Annotated in this window: 15 protein-coding genes; 9 read left to right on the forward strand and 6 right to left on the reverse strand. The window is 58.8% G+C overall.

Features of this window, described 5'->3' with window-relative positions; translation table 11 throughout:
- Positions 1–4: 4 nt before the first annotated feature.
- From AC0ZWN_RS18455 to AC0ZWN_RS18465, 3 genes are all read left to right on the forward strand, one after another.
- Positions 5–604 carry a short chain dehydrogenase gene (locus tag AC0ZWN_RS18455; protein ID WP_476336015.1) on the forward strand — a complete coding sequence of 200 codons (600 nt, stop codon included), beginning with the start codon at positions 5–7 and terminating at the stop codon, positions 602–604.
- A gap of 59 nt (positions 605–663) precedes the next feature.
- The gene (locus AC0ZWN_RS18460) at positions 664–1,317 is read left to right on the forward strand and encodes a COG3650 family protein (protein WP_095049137.1); all 654 of its coding nucleotides are present in this window, start codon (positions 664–666) and stop codon (positions 1,315–1,317) included.
- Positions 1,318–1,414: 97 nt separating this feature from the next.
- On the forward strand, positions 1,415–3,028 hold the full coding sequence (locus AC0ZWN_RS18465) for an NAD(P)/FAD-dependent oxidoreductase (RefSeq protein WP_476336017.1): 1,614 nt from the start codon (positions 1,415–1,417) through the stop codon (positions 3,026–3,028).
- A gap of 132 nt (positions 3,029–3,160) precedes the next feature.
- On the opposite strand, the gene AC0ZWN_RS18470 is transcribed toward AC0ZWN_RS18465, so the two are convergent.
- On the reverse strand, positions 3,161–4,255 hold the full coding sequence (locus AC0ZWN_RS18470; RefSeq protein ID WP_476336018.1) for a PLP-dependent cysteine synthase family protein: 1,095 nt from the start codon (positions 4,253–4,255) through the stop codon (positions 3,161–3,163).
- A 250-nt stretch (positions 4,256–4,505) separates the two neighbouring features.
- Between AC0ZWN_RS18470 and nhaA the strand changes: the two genes are divergently transcribed.
- From nhaA to AC0ZWN_RS18495, 5 genes are all read left to right on the forward strand, one after another.
- Entirely contained in the window at positions 4,506–5,690 is a 1,185-nt protein-coding gene (nhaA, locus tag AC0ZWN_RS18475; RefSeq protein ID WP_016986581.1) for a Na+/H+ antiporter NhaA, read from the forward strand.
- Positions 5,691–5,861: 171 nt separating this feature from the next.
- Positions 5,862–7,076 (forward strand): S-type pyocin domain-containing protein, encoded by a 1,215-nt coding sequence (locus AC0ZWN_RS18480; protein WP_476336019.1) that lies wholly within the window; start codon positions 5,862–5,864, stop codon positions 7,074–7,076.
- Between the two features lie 7 nt (positions 7,077–7,083).
- Positions 7,084–7,338 carry a colicin E3-like toxin immunity protein gene (locus tag AC0ZWN_RS18485; protein WP_273914332.1) on the forward strand — a complete coding sequence of 85 codons (255 nt, stop codon included), beginning with the start codon at positions 7,084–7,086 and terminating at the stop codon, positions 7,336–7,338.
- Between the two features lie 53 nt (positions 7,339–7,391).
- Positions 7,392–7,637, forward strand: a complete 246-nt coding sequence (locus AC0ZWN_RS18490; RefSeq protein WP_134176828.1) for a colicin E3-like toxin immunity protein — start codon at positions 7,392–7,394, stop codon at positions 7,635–7,637.
- A 25-nt stretch (positions 7,638–7,662) separates the two neighbouring features.
- Positions 7,663–7,914: a pyocin S6 family toxin immunity protein gene (locus AC0ZWN_RS18495; RefSeq protein ID WP_476336020.1), complete on the forward strand. Its 252-nt coding sequence runs from the start codon at positions 7,663–7,665 to the stop codon at positions 7,912–7,914.
- A gap of 75 nt (positions 7,915–7,989) precedes the next feature.
- Here the strand turns inward: AC0ZWN_RS18495 and AC0ZWN_RS18500 are convergent, their stop codons facing one another.
- Positions 7,990–8,454 carry an outer membrane lipoprotein gene (locus AC0ZWN_RS18500; protein ID WP_007969461.1) on the reverse strand — a complete coding sequence of 155 codons (465 nt, stop codon included), beginning with the start codon at positions 8,452–8,454 and terminating at the stop codon, positions 7,990–7,992.
- Between the two features lie 168 nt (positions 8,455–8,622).
- On the opposite strand from AC0ZWN_RS18500, the gene AC0ZWN_RS18505 reads away from it, so the two are divergent.
- Entirely contained in the window at positions 8,623–8,859 is a 237-nt protein-coding gene (locus AC0ZWN_RS18505; protein WP_186623678.1) for a hypothetical protein, read from the forward strand.
- A gap of 5 nt (positions 8,860–8,864) precedes the next feature.
- Here the strand turns inward: AC0ZWN_RS18505 and pdxH are convergent, their stop codons facing one another.
- The 4 genes from pdxH to AC0ZWN_RS18525 all read right to left on the reverse strand — a co-directional run bounded on the left by pdxH (position 8,865) and on the right by AC0ZWN_RS18525 (position 14,558).
- Positions 8,865–9,512: a pyridoxamine 5'-phosphate oxidase gene (pdxH, locus tag AC0ZWN_RS18510; protein ID WP_476336021.1), complete on the reverse strand. Its 648-nt coding sequence runs from the start codon at positions 9,510–9,512 to the stop codon at positions 8,865–8,867.
- 24 nt (positions 9,513–9,536) lie between these two features.
- The gene (locus AC0ZWN_RS18515; protein WP_476336022.1) at positions 9,537–10,637 is read right to left on the reverse strand and encodes an OmpA family protein; all 1,101 of its coding nucleotides are present in this window, start codon (positions 10,635–10,637) and stop codon (positions 9,537–9,539) included.
- A gap of 113 nt (positions 10,638–10,750) precedes the next feature.
- Complete coding sequence (locus AC0ZWN_RS18520) at positions 10,751–11,896, reverse strand: serine hydrolase domain-containing protein (protein WP_476336023.1); 1,146 nt, start codon at positions 11,894–11,896, stop codon at positions 10,751–10,753.
- 190 nt (positions 11,897–12,086) lie between these two features.
- On the reverse strand, positions 12,087–14,558 hold the full coding sequence (locus AC0ZWN_RS18525; RefSeq protein ID WP_476336024.1) for a beta-galactosidase: 2,472 nt from the start codon (positions 14,556–14,558) through the stop codon (positions 12,087–12,089).
- Positions 14,559–14,622: the final 64 nt, after the last annotated feature.

The raw sequence follows: 14,622 nt of genomic DNA on the forward strand, positions 1-14,622 counted from the left end.
CACGATGAAGATTCTGTTGATAGGCGCTGGCGGCACCATTGGTTCGGCGGTGGACAAAGAACTGTCGCAACGCCATGAAGTCATCCGCATTGGCCGCACCAGCGGTGATTTGCAGGTGGATATCAGCGACAGCGCATCGATCCGCAAATTGTTCGTAAAGACTGGCAGGTTCGATGCCCTGGTGTGCGCCGCCGGCAACGTGACCTTCGCCCCGCTGGGCGAGATGACTGAAGACAGCTTCGCCCTCGGGCTTAAAGACAAACTGATGGGCCAGGTCAATCTGCTGCTGATCGGCCGCGAATTCGCCAATGACGGCGGCTCCTTCACTTTTACCACCGGCGTGCTCAGCCATGATCCGATCCGCAGCGGCGCCTCGGCAGCGCTGGTCAACGGCGCCCTCGACAGCTTCGTGCGCGCCGCCGCCATCGAACTGCCACGCGGCCTGCGAGTGAACTCGATCAGCCCGACCGTACTGCTCGAAGCGATGGGTAGCTACGCCCCGTATTTCCGTGGTTACAAGCCGGTTCCTGCGGCGGATGTGGCGCTGGCCTACGCGAAAAGTGTCGAAGGCTTGCAGACAGGTCAGACATTTCACGTGGGCTAAACCCTTGTGATGAACGGTCAGGCTGCGTAACGTGGCGGCACTTGTCTGGAGAGCCGAAGATGCGTGTTGCCCGTTCGTTAGTCGTTATTGCCCTGCTGCCATTGTTTGCCGCTTGCCAGTTGCTCGATGGCCAGCGAGAAAGTGCTTCGCACGTCGGGCAGTCGCGGATGCAGGGTCAACTGACCGCTGCTGACGGCAAACTGGTGTTTCAGCCATGTCAGGATCAGCGTCAACTGGTGGTCAATGACATTGGTGGCACCAGCATTCTGCAAGAAGCGGCAACGCTGGCTGATGAGCAAGGCAAACTGTTTGCCGATGTTCGCGGCAAAGTCGCCGGCGATCGACTCGACCTGACTCAGTTGTATCGTGTCGAGCGCTCCGGCACCGCGTGTGACGATCCCAACTTCAAACTGCTTATCCTGCGTGCCGCCGGCCATGGCCCGGAGTGGAATGTCAAAGTCAGCGGCAAAGGCATGGTCATCGACCGCGAAGGTCAGCCGCCACTTGCTGTGCCGTATATTGAAGATCAATTGGGCGATGGCCGCTTCAATCTGAGCAGCGAAGCCAACAACCAGCGCATCGAATTGTGGGTCGCGCCGCAACGCTGCGTCGACAGCAGCACCGGCAGCGTGCAGCACATGAGCGCCGAGTTGCGCATCGACGGCCAGGTGCAGCGTGGTTGCGGGTATTTCGGCGGATCGCGCAACGACTGAGCGTTTTAGCCTCACCGGATCCGGCCTTTGCGGCTTATAATCGCGGCCTTCAAACGCCCTGGCGCAGTTGTGCGCCCCGCGAACCCGGATCCTCGCCATGTTACGAATCACTGAACTCAAGCTGCCAATCGACCATCCCGAAGAAGACCTGCGCGTTGCCATCGTGCAACGCCTGGGCATCGCCAGCGATGATCTGCTCGATTTCACCTTGTTCAAGCGCAGCTACGATGCGCGCAAAAAGTCCTCCGAACTGTGCTTCATCTACACCATCGACCTCGAAGTGCGCGACGAGGCCAAAGTGTTGGGCAAGTTCGCCGACGACCGTAACGTCAACGTGGCGCCGGATGTCAGCTACAAATTCGTCGGCGAAGCGCCAAGCGACCTGAGCCAGCGCCCGATCGTCGTCGGTTTCGGTCCGTGCGGGATCTTCGCCGGCCTGCTGCTGGCACAGATGGGCTTCAAGCCGATCATTCTCGAACGCGGCACCGAAGTCCGTCAGCGTACCAAGGACACTTGGGGCCTGTGGCGTAAAAGCGTACTCAACCCCGAGTCCAACGTGCAGTTCGGCGAAGGCGGCGCGGGCACATTCTCCGACGGCAAGCTGTACAGCCAGATCAAGGACCCGAAATTCCTTGGCCGCAAAGTCCTGCACGAATTCGTCAAAGCCGGCGCGCCGGAAGAAATCCTCTACGTCAGCAAACCGCACATCGGTACATTCCGTCTGACCGGCATGGTTGAAAACATGCGCGAACAGATCCGCGAATTGGGCGGCGAAGTGCGTTTCCAGGAGCGCGTCAGCGACGTCCTGATCGAAGACGGCCAACTGGTCGGCGTGCAACTGGCCAGCGGCGAAACCCTGCATTCGAAACACGTGGTTCTGGCCCTCGGCCACAGCGCCCGCGACACCTTCCGCATGCTCCACAGTCGTGGCGTGTTCATGGAAGCCAAGCCGTTTTCGGTGGGTTTCCGCATCGAGCACCCGCAGTCGCTGATCGACCGTGCGCGCCTGGGCAAGTACGCCGGCCACCCGAAACTCGGGGCCGCCGACTACAAACTGGTGCACCACGCCAAGAACGGTCGTTCGGTCTACAGTTTCTGCATGTGCCCGGGCGGCACCGTGGTCGCGGCGACTTCCGAGCCGAACCGCGTGGTCACCAACGGCATGAGCCAGTACTCGCGTAACGAGCGCAACGCCAACTCCGGCATCGTTGTCGGCATCACCCCGGAAGTCGATTATCCGGGCGGCCCGCTCGCTGGCATCGAGTTGCAGGAACGTCTGGAATCTCACGCGTTCATTCTGGGTGGCAGCGATTACAAGGCGCCGGCGCAACTGGTTGGCGACTTCATCAACGACATTCCTTCGACCGAACTGGGCGAAGTCGAGCCGTCGTACAAACCGGGGGTGGCGCTGGGTGATCTGGCCTTGGCTCTACCGGACTTCGCCATCGAAGCGATTCGTGAAGCCTTGCCGGCGTTCGAAAAGCAGATTCGCGGTTACTCGCTGCACGATGCGGTGTTGACCGGGATCGAGACGCGCACTTCATCGCCGCTGCGCATTACCCGAAATGAATTGCTGCAGAGCATGAACGTGAAGGGCTTGTTCCCGGCCGGTGAAGGCGCGGGTTATGCGGGCGGGATTCTGTCGGCGGGTGTTGACGGGATTCGCATTGCCGAAGCCGTAGCACGGGATATTCTCGGCCTGACAGACTAAACATCTGCAGCAACACAAATCCCCTGTGGGAGCGAGCCTGCTCGCGAAAGCGGAGTGTCATTCAACAAATACGTTGCCTGACACACTGCCTTCGCGAGCAGGCTCGCTCCCACATTTGGTTTCTGTGTTTCTTTAGATATTGGCGCGCAGGACTGAAGTCGGCAGCGCCTCACCGCGCTCGGCACTCGCCGCCACCGCTTCGATCAACCCACTCAACTCATACCCCTGCGCCTTCAGCCAATCCTGATCGTAATAGGTGTCGGCATACCGCTCGCCGCCATCGCACAGAATCGCCACGATCGACCCCGGTTCTCCCGCCGCTTTCATCTGCTGCGCCGCCATCAACGCACCGATCAGATTGGTCCCGCTCGACCCGCCAACATGCCGTCCCAGACGCTGCGCCAGATAATGCATGGCCGCCAGCGACAAGGCATCCGGCACTTTGACCATTGCATCGATCACCTTCGGCAGGAAGGACGCCTCAACACGCGGCCGGCCAATGCCTTCAATGCGCGAACCGCAGTCCAGGCGCAAACTCGCATCGCCCGTCTGGTAGTAATCGAAGAACACCGAACGCTCGGCATCGGCGCACAACACGCGAGTGCAATGCTGGCGATAGCGCACGTAACGCCCCAGGGTCGCGGTGGTGCCGCCGGTGCCGGGGCTGGAAATCAGCCAGCTCGGTTCCGGGTGCTTCTCGTAGCGCATCTGCTGGAAGATCGATTCGGCAATGTTGTTGTTCGCGCGCCAGTCAGTGGCACGTTCGGCGTAGGTGAACTGGTCGATGAAGTGGCCGCCATGCTCACGGGCCAAGCGTTCGGACTCGGCGTAGATCTGCGTCGGATCTTTCACCAGATGGCTCTGGCCACCGTAGAAAGCGATCTGCGCAATCTTCTCTTTGGAGGTGGTCGCCGGCATCACTGCAATGAATGGCAATCCGAGCATCCGCGCGAAATACGCTTCGGAAATCGCCGTCGAACCGCTGGACGCCTCGATCACCGGCGCGTCGGGTTTCAGCCAGCCGTTACACAATGCATAGAGAAACAGCGAACGAGCCAGCCGATGCTTGAGGCTGCCGGTTGGATGACTGGACTCATCCTTGAAATACAACTCGATACCCGCAAAACCTGGCAGCGGCAAAGGGATCAGGTGGGTGTCGGCGCTGCGCTGAAAATCCGCCTCGATGATGCGGATGGCTTCGCGGGCCCACTGTCGGTTGTCGCTCATGGTGATGGTTCTCGTTGGATCGGCAGGAGATGAAGCTGTTAGAAAGGCTCACTTATCAGCTTAGGAAAAATCCTATAGCGCGCACAGATACAGCTGAGTCTCAATATGTCAGGCAACTGCTAGGCTCAGCGTGGCTTGAGCCAGACACCTTGTAACGACATATAACAAAAAAGAATATAACTTTTGTTTTAACAACTAACTGTACGGGTTAGGGTGTCCCACCTTTTGACTTTATCGATGGAGAGCGACCTTGCCTCTGCGTAGCACTTTCACGCGTTTCTTTCAGTTGGAAGCTGCCAGCGGTCTGTTATTGATCGCCGCGGCCATCCTGGCTCTGATTATCAACAACTCGCCGCTGTCGTGGCTGTACACCGGCCTGCTCGACACCCCGGTGGTGGCGCAGATCGGTGCGTTGAAAATCGCTAAACCCCTACTGCTGTGGATCAACGACGGTCTGATGGCGATGTTCTTCCTGCTCATCGGCCTGGAAGTGAAGCGCGAAGTCCTTGACGGTCAGCTGTCTAAACCGTCGCAGATCGTCCTGCCCGGCGCCGCAGCGATCGGCGGCATGCTGGTGCCAGCGCTGATCTACTGGTTCCTCAATCGCGATAATCCGGCAGCCCTCGACGGCTGGGCGATCCCGACCGCGACCGACATCGCCTTCGCCCTCGGCGTGCTGGCCCTGCTCGGCAAGCGCGTACCGGTGTCGCTGAAGTTGTTCCTGATGACCCTGGCGATCATCGATGACCTCGGCGCCATCGTGATCATCGCGATCTTCTACTCCGGCGAACTCTCGACTCTTTCCCTGGGCCTTGCAGCAGCGTGTATCGCGGCGCTGGTGGCGATGAACCGGCTCGGGGTGGTCAAGCTTGGGCCGTACATGATCATCGGTTTGATCCTGTGGGTCTGTGTACTCAAAAGCGGTGTCCACGCCACGCTGGCGGGTGTGACGTTGGCCTTCTGCATTCCATTGCGCACGAAAAACGCCGAGCCGTCGCCACTGCTGACCCTCGAACATGCGCTGCACCCGTGGGTGGCCTACGGCATTCTGCCGCTGTTCGCCTTTGCCAACGCCGGCCTGTCGCTGAGCGGTGTCACCGTGGAAAGCTTCACTCACCATGTGCCGATGGGCATCGCGGTGGGCCTGCTGCTGGGCAAGACGGTCGGTGTTTTCGGCCTGACATGGCTGGCCGTGAAGATCGGCATCGCCACCCTGCCCCAAGGCGCCAACTGGGGCCAGGTCATGGGCGTAGCTATCCTCTGCGGTATCGGCTTCACCATGAGCCTGTTCGTCGGCTCGCTGGCCTTTGAACCGGGTGTAAGCGACTACGCAGGGATGGACCGGATGGGCATTTTGACCGGGTCGATTCTGGCAGCGTTGATTGGTTATGCGGTGACGGCGGCGGCGAGTCGCAAGAACTCCCAACCGATATAACCTCTGTGGCGAGGGTCAAGCTCCCTCGCCACAAATTTCCTGCGTTCCCGTTACACCGCGAACTATCCCCACGTCATTAGAGACGCGTCCTACAGCCACCATTTTCCTGCTTCGTTAACGTTGCGCAGCCCTTTGCGAAGGGCTGTCGATGGATGAGCGAAAGGACGATCAGTGGCTGGCAACAAGGACATTCCCCGGGTTTCCAACCCACCGCAAGGCGACGGGCATCACGTCACCTACCGCTACATGACGGCCACTGAACTGGCCGAGCGCGATGCCAGACAAAACGCTTACGACGCCATGCTGGCGCGGCAGGAGGCTTTCGAGCGCAGTCGTGAGGTGGCGGTCAAAAAAGCCGATCTCGTGCGCGCTGGCTGCGTATTCGCCAAGTCCTGCAAATTGCCGGATGCGATTATCGATTACTCCAGTCCTTCGGGGATGGTGCCGACTGACAGCCTGAAGGATTACGGCGAGCTGATCCTGCTGGGCGCGCGTGAGGCCGATGAAAGCGGCGCAGTTCCTCTCAAGAAAATCGGTGCAACTGCTATTCCAGTTGGATTTGGCAGTCTGGCTCTGGCGGGATCAATGTTTGAAGCACTGCCCGCTGCTGTATCTAGTGCGGCTGTTGCGCCTTTAGTTGGTTTGGTTGCGCTGTTCATGCCATCGAGCCTTGGTGACAGCGCGCTCTATACCGACGAACAACTGCGTGGACTTGAACAGGCGCGAACGCGTGTTCGGTTGAGGGTCGAACAGCAGGCCGACGGAAGCCTGAAGGGCTATGGCTTCTACACCGGCAAGAATCGCGATTGGGAAATGGTTGATGTCGCGCAGTTCAAGTTGCGTGACAGTCAGTTCATTGCTGACTTGGGTGAAGGTGTAGAACTGATCTGGACGCCTGCTGTGGATGGCTCCGACATCCTTGGTATTCCCGCGTTGGAGGCTGCACCGCAGGCACCGCACATCTGGGTGTATCCACCGACGAAAGCAGCGGACGGGATTCTGGTGAATCCGGTTTATCCGCCGGAGTACCGGGATTTCATTCTGGTTTTTCCGGTGGGGTCGGGAGTAAAACCGATTTACATTGTTGTCAGCGCTGCGAAAGGTACCGCCGAAGAGGGTCATACCTATCACCCAGCTCCTGAAACGGTGGATATAACAGCCTTTCCTGATTTGAGAAGAGCAAAAAAGAAAACACCATACAACGGAGGGCTTCGGGATCGCTGGATCAACGCGAAAGGCCGGATAATTTACGAATGGGACTATCTGCACGGCGAACTTGAAGCATACCGCGCAAGCGATGGGAGCCATTTAGGCTCTTTCGACCATAGGACAGGCGAACAGATAGATCCGCCCAAAAAGAACCGAAGTATCAAAAAATATTTATGAGGATTACATGGGACTGAAGGCCAGGCTTGAATGGTATGACAAGCAAACCGAACTGGGTGAAGGAGAGGAGCTGTCGAAAGATTTTGGTGAAGACTGCTCACTAATTGAAGCGTTAGGCCTGTCGCCTGCCAGAAACATAAATAATGGCGGATTTGATGTTAAATCCGATTGGTTAAAGATTCTTCAACCGTACTTCCAGCACTTCATTCAATATTCGTCTTACGACTATCAGATATCGTTCGTATACCGCAACAACTGGTAGGCACCCATTCAATACCCGAAAAAATATCAAAAAAAGATATCTGTGAGGAAGAGATGGGACTGAAACTGAGAATGGAATGGTACGACACAGCAACCCTGGAATTCCAAGGCGAAGAATCGTCAAAAGATTTGGGGGATGATGAATCAGTATTGAATGCCTTAGGCATTCCGATAGAGGGCAACATCAATAATGGCAGCTTCAATGTTGTCGAAAAGTGGGTTGCTACCATTCAGCCGTACTTTCAACATCAAATCACCCTGAGTACTAACGACTATCAAATTTCGTTCGACTACAGCTAATAGCGAAAAAAGGCTGATTGACCGTATGCACTACCTTTCGATCACCGGATTTTTTCCTGATAAAGTTCAGGACGACTCCTTGCAATTCGAGCGGTACATCACCGGTAACGAGATGAATGAGCAAGTCGCGCAACTCATTGAGTCCAAGCCTGTGAGCGAACTGGAGCCCGGCGAGTTGTTATTGAGCACGGATCAAATAGCTGCTCTGGAAGCTCTTCTCAACGAGAGCTTCCCGAAAGGCTTGGATTACTTCATGGGAACCTGTTTCGATTACTGACTCAACGAGCTGGAAGCAATAAAGAAAAACCCCGACCAGTCACCTGATCGGGGTTTTCTTTACCCTAAATCCCGCTTAGTGCGAAACGCGGCTGGTCCCGCCAACGGTGGAGATGCGCACGCGCTCGCCAACACGGAACACTTCATTCTCCTGAACCTGCTGCACATAGGCACGCATGCTGCCATCGTCTTCACGCACGGTGATTTCCACACCTTGGGTACGGGTCAGGCCTTCTTCAGTCGCCGAACCGATCAGACCGCCCGCCACCGCACCGATAACCGCAGCAACGATGCTGCCCTTGCCGCCGCCGATGGCGCTGCCGCCGACGCCGCCGACCACTGCACCTGCAGCGCCGCCGATCGGGGTCTTGGTGCCTTCGATTTTCACCGGGCGCAGGGATTCGATGGTACCCATGCGAATCGTCTGCACACGACGCGCTTCGTCACGGGAGTAGGAGTCACCGGTCAGGCTCGATTGGCAGCCGGTAAGCAACATCGCCATCGTGGAAAAGGAAGCAACCAGCAGAACAGACTTACGCATAGCATCAACTCCAAAGGAACATATATTCATTAAACTCCGTGGCTTGACGCCTGTCACGACGCCGCCCGGATAAATTGGCTTTCATTCAGGCGCGGTACAGACGCCTGCAAGGTTTCCCAACAGTAGCGCCAAATTACCGATTCCGCGCCACGGACACCAAGGATTTTCATGGATTACTTCATCATCGTCGTCACCACTGCCGCTGGTTTGTACTTCCATTGGTGGTTGTACGTGCGGATCAAGCGCTGGATGGATCGCGACCTGGCGCTGTCACTGGCGGGCAAGGATGAAGGAAAACGTGCCTTCATGCTCGAACAACTGGCTCGCGCTCAGGCGCAAAAGATCAAGCGCCGGGATCTGCCGAAGTGGCTGGAGGCCGCTGCGGCAGGCTATCCCGCTCGGTAGACTGCTTAAGGTGCCAGACGTTCAAGAATCCAGTCGGCGCCCTGCACACGGTAGTTGAGGCGATCGTGCAGACGGCTCGGACGGCCCTGCCAGAATTCGATGCGCTCAGGCAACAAACGGTAACCACCCCAATGTTCCGGGCAGTCGGGTTGAGTATCGGAGAAACGCTGCTCGGTGGCCTTGAGCAAATCTTCCAGTTCACCGCGCCCGTTGATCACCCGGCTCTGCGGTGATGCCCAGGCACCGAGACGGCTGCCCAGCGGACGCACCTGATAATACGCATCCGACTCCGCAGGCGTGACCTTCACCACCCGCCCTTCAATGCGCACCTGGCGTTCGAGGGTTGGCCAGAAGAAAGTCATGGCGGCAAACGGGTTGGCCGCCAGATGCTGGCCCTTGGCGCTGTCGTAGTTGGTGAAGAAGGTGAAGCCCTGCTCGTCCAGGCCCTTGAGCAGCAGAATGCGGCAATGCGGTCGCCCATCCTGGTCGACCGTGGCCAGGGTCATGGCGTTGGCTTCCACCGGCGCCTGTTCGGTTTTCACCGCGTCGGCAAACCACTGGTGAAACAACGCAAATGGCTCGGCCGGGGCTTGCTCCTCGGTCAGACCATCCCGGGTGTAATCACGACGCATATCTGCCAGAGCCTGGGTCATGGCGCATTCCTTTTCGTTAGCGGATCACTTCTTGGTGGTATCGGTCGCGGCGACTTTCTTGTCGGTCGCGGCAGCTTTGGCTGGAGCAGTCTTTTTCGCTGGGGCCTTGGCCGGGGCCTTTTTAGCCGGTGCCTTGGCAGCGGCTTTTTTCACCGGAGCCTTTTTGGTCGCTGGCACAGCTGCTTTCTTGGCGGCGGGGGCCGGGGTGACTGCTTTGGCGGCAGGCTTGACGTCTTGCGCAGCAACCATGGTCACTGGCTTCGGCGCTGGCATGTTGTACTTGCTCAGCAGGGCAACCATGGTGTTCTGCGGAGTGACCAGCAGTTCGACACGACGGTTCAGGGCACGACCTTCAACGCTGTCGTTGGCCGCACGCGGCGCTTCCGAACCCATGCCGCGCAGCATCAGGCGATCACGCTGCAAGCCGCTGAGACGGAAGATCGCCGCAATGGACTGGGCACGTTCCTGGCTGAGTTTGATGTTGGCAGGCGCGGCACCACTGGAATCGCTGTGGCCAAGGACCAGCACGGCAGTTTTCGGGTCGGCTTCGAGGATTTTCGCCACTCGGGTGAACGGACCGAGGGTGACCGGCAGCAGCATGGCGGGACGATCCGGATTGAACGAGCCTTCCACCGGCGCGGTCACGACCAGCACGTTTTCACGGCGTTCGAGTTGCAGATTGCTGTTCTTGACCGCTTCACGCAGGCGCGGCTCGTAGTCGTCGAGCCAGGCTTGGGTCACTTTCGGATCCGGCATCGGCACGGCTTTGGTGGTGGGTTGATCCTTGCCGCCAAACGGCCACCACCATTTGCCACCCGCGTCGGCTTCAGCTTTGGCGACGGTCGCCGGTTTTTTCGCTTCCGGGGCGACTTCAGCCTTCATGTCAGCTTTGACCGCGTCATCATCAGAACCGAACGGCCAGTACCACGGGCTGCTGCTTTCAGTCTTGGCCACGGGTGCGGTTGCCGCAGGTTTCAAAGGTGCAGGTGCCGGTTCTTTAGCAGCTACTTTGTCGGAGGAGCCGAACGGCCACCAACTACCGCCGTCCGCATCGTTTTTCGGGGTCTGTGCACAACCGGTGATCGCTACACACAGGGCCAGGGCGAGGGTCTTTTTAGATGACATTGAAAATCCACAAAATGAAGTAATGAAAAATCAGAGCACTTTCGCCCGGATAAACAGCCGTTTTGAAACGAAAAACCGCTTGAGGTTCCGACCCTGGGACCTCGGATGAAACTTTACAGACAAGTGGCAAGCACCCGCGCGAGCTTCTGCACGCGCGGATCCATCAAGACGTACGGCCCAAGGGTATTTGTCACAAAACCGAAGGCGACATCATGCTCAGGATCAGCGAAACCGATGGAACCGCCCGCGCCCGGATGGCCGAACGCACGTGGGCCGAGGCCGTAAGTGGCGTTGGGCACATCCGGTTGATCAAGCATGCAGCCCAGACCGAAACGGGTCTGGGTCAACAAAGTCTTGTCTTCGCCGAGGCTGTGTTCGCGGGTCAGCTCTTCGAGCATGTCGCTTTCGAGCAGGCTGCCGTCGAGCAACCCAGCGTAGAAACCGGCCAGACTGCGCGCATTCCCGTGGCCATTGGCCGCCGGTTGCTGCATGCGTCGCCACTCAGGTTTGTTGGTGCTGGTCAGCACCGACGGCGGATTGGTAAAAGCACGGGTGGTCATGGCAGTCGGTTCGCGCATGGTCACTTGCAGCAGACGTTGCGCGGCAGCATCACCAGCATTGCCCTTGCCGCGAGCGATATGCGCCACCCGGTGGAATTCTTCGTCAGCCAGACCGACGTGAAAATCCAGACCCAACGGTTTGGCGACACGAGCGACGATCGATTCACCCGGCCCACGACCGTCAGCACGGCGCAGCAATTCACCGATCAGCCAGCCATAAGTGATCGCGGCATAACCGTGACCGGTGCCCGGCGTCCACCATGGCGCTTCTGCCGCGAGGGCGTCGACCATGGTTTGCCAGTCGTAGAGCGCTTCCGGCGCCAGCAGCTCGCGCAGGGCCGGCAGACCGGCCTGGTGGCAGAGCAATTGGCGCAGGGTGATGGATTCTTTGCCGGCAGCGGCGAATTCCGGCCAGTAGCGGGCGACCGGAACATCCAGTTGCAGCTTGCCTTCACCGACCAGTTGCAGGGCGGTGACGACGGTGAAGGTTTTGGTGCAGGAGAACAGGTTGGCGATGGTGTCGCTGTGCCAGGCCTCAGTGCCATCCTTGTCGGCAGTGCCGGACCAGAGGTCGAGAACGGTTTCTCCACCGACCTTGATGCACAGGGCTGCGCCGCGTTCCTGGGGATCGTCGAACAGTGCGGCGAAAGCTTCGCGCACCGCTTCAAATTGAAGCTCGTAATGTCCCTGAATCTGCACCCGCAACTCCCCCGCGAAAACGCTCTACAAAGTGGCCCGCATTGTTCCAGCCCTTGAGGGATTTGGGAACAGCTGCGGGCCAGACGGTTAAAAGCCAAGTCAAAAGATCGCAGCCTGCGGCAGCTCCTACATGAGATCGCGTTCCTCTGCAGGAGCTGCCGCAAGCTGCGATCTTTTAGCGCATCACAGATTAATGACCATTCCCCGAGTGCCCACCCGCGTGCTCTGCTCCCGCACCTTTGCCTGCCTCACCTTTCCTGCCGCCTTCGGCTTCGTGCTTAAGGGCTTTCTCGGCCTCTTTGCCAAGCTGATCAATCGCCTGCAAATTGCTCTTGCGCACTGACTCGACAAAACCCTGATACGGCAGATCAGTCACTCCCACCAGACCGAAGTGGCCATTCTCACCATCAAGCAGACGGCCGGTTACCGGTTGGTCCAGATACTGGAACCAATGCACGCCAACAATCGACGGTTCACTCAGCGCTTGTTTGAGGAAGTTGGCGTAGGCCGGGCCGCGATCTTCTTCCTTGGCCAGTTGTGTGACGCCGCCCCAGAACGGGCCACGATCCGCTGAGCCAAAGTTGAATTCGGTGATCATTACCGGTTTGTCCAAAGCGCCCAGTGCGGCAAAGTCATAACCGTCCTGCGGTTTCAGCGTGTACATGTTGAAGCTCAGGACATCGCAATACTGCGCGCAGGACGCCACGGCTTCCGGCGTGCTGATGGCGAAGCGACCGCCAAGCAGCAACTGGTTCGGCGCATGCCATTTCAGCGAGTCGGAAATGGTTTTGAAGTAGGTGTCGGCGAAAACCTTCTGGAAATATTTGAAGTCCGCCTCGATTTCCGGATGTTCCGGGTTCGGCAGTGGTGGCACGAAACCCGGGTCTTCCATCAATTCCCACGCCGGCAGATCAATGCCCCACGCCTTCGACAGCCCCGCCTGATTGCGGTACTTGTCGCGCAATTGCTTGAGGAACGCACGTTTGGCCGGTACGTCGGTGGTCATCTTCAAGGTGCCATAGGCCAGCGCATAGCGGGATTTCGGATCATCGCCGGGACCAGCCCACGCCAGTTCGTTGTCGGCGTAGTAGCCGATCAGCCACGGATCGTCGCGGTGATCGCGGGCGGCAATGGCGACGGCGCGCTCGGTGGCCATGGCGAAACGCGGATCAAACGGATCCGGCATACCACCCCACCAGTCGCTGCCGGTGCTGATGCTGGTGTAGTCACCGACGATCGACAGCGGCAAGGTGTAAGGCACACGCTCGGCATCATTCAGCGAATCGGCACTCCAGTTACCAACCGTGTTGAAGCCCCAGGCTTGCAGGCGATCGAGCGTGTGGCTGGCCCACTGTTGCTCATCGATGGTGGCCTTGCACGGCTCAGCAGCCTTTTCCGCTGTCGCTTGTACGGTTTCAGTTTTGGCTGCCTCAGCGACGCCGGACTTCGGCTCCGCAGGCACCGAGACAGGTTCAGCCGAGTTCACTACGGCCGTTTCAGCGGCGGCAGACTTGGCCGCTTCGGCGACTCCGGACTTGCTCTCACTGTCGGCTTTGCACGGCTCACCGTACACGCGCTGCAAGTTGGCGCCATAGAAGTCGTACCAGCGCCCGTTGCCGTATCCCCGGCCCTGATCAACACCGTTGCCGCCACGGTTGTCACCCTCGCCAAAATGCTTGGCCAACGGTTCATCAGGTTTAGGCAGGGATTCGAACATGTACTCACGGCCAGCCACGTAGGTCTGGTTGACCTGGGGGCTGACGGTGTTCACGCCCAGCGAGTAAAACGGATGACCTTCAGGCGTGACCAGATACCAGCGGCCATCACGCTTTTCAGTACGGAAGAAACCGCTGGCCTTGAACGCCGGGCCTTTGTTCCAGCCGCCAAATTTGTCCAGCGAAGACTTTTCACGCTCGGCCAGCCAGGTTTTCAGCTGTTGCTGTTCCTTGGCGGCGGCAGATTTCAGTTGTTCGTCGTTGCTGATCTTTTCCGGCCACTTGCTGCGGGTCGATTGCCCGTAGGCGTCGACCAGATTGCCGTAAACGGCCTGGGTGACCGATTCGCCGTCCTGCACACCGAAACGCTCCAGCAGCAAACTCTGCGCGACTTTCGGCTGATCCATCGACAGGCTCACCGAGACCACTTGGCTGCGATCGATTTCGCCGCTGCTGGCGGCCAGCAGGATCCGCTGACCATCGACCGTCATCGGCATTGGCGGCCCGGCTTTCATGCCCTGACTCAGCGGTGTTGACGCGACCAGCGGCACCAACAGGGTTTGCGCAGGCCCGGCCGGCAGGTCGACGCGGCTGACCAGGGTGCGGCCGTCGTTGCTCTGGATCTGTACGTAGACCGTCACCGCCCAGTCCATTGCGCTCTGCAATCGCAGGGTCATCATGCCCGACTGCGACCAGTCCCAAGCGCCGGTCTGCGGCGTGAGCCGCAAGGTCGGGCGCGCCACCGGGTTGAACGTCACCCGGCGCAGCACTTCGCCCTCAGGCGTTTGCTCGGCGTTGGCTTGCGGCAGATCAGCGTTTTCAGTGGCGATTTTCACCACGTCGGCAGGACGGACAAAGTTGAACAGTGTCTGCTGACCGGCGGGCGCTGCCAGCAACGGGGCAGCGAAGATCAAGGCAAATACGGCAGGCAACGAACGGCGGATCATAAGAACGGAGTTCTCCCTAACGACCAACAATGGCCAATGGAAAAGCGATGGCAGAGAGATAGAC

The organism is Pseudomonas sp. 3B-A001-10F, from assembly GCF_056313565.1.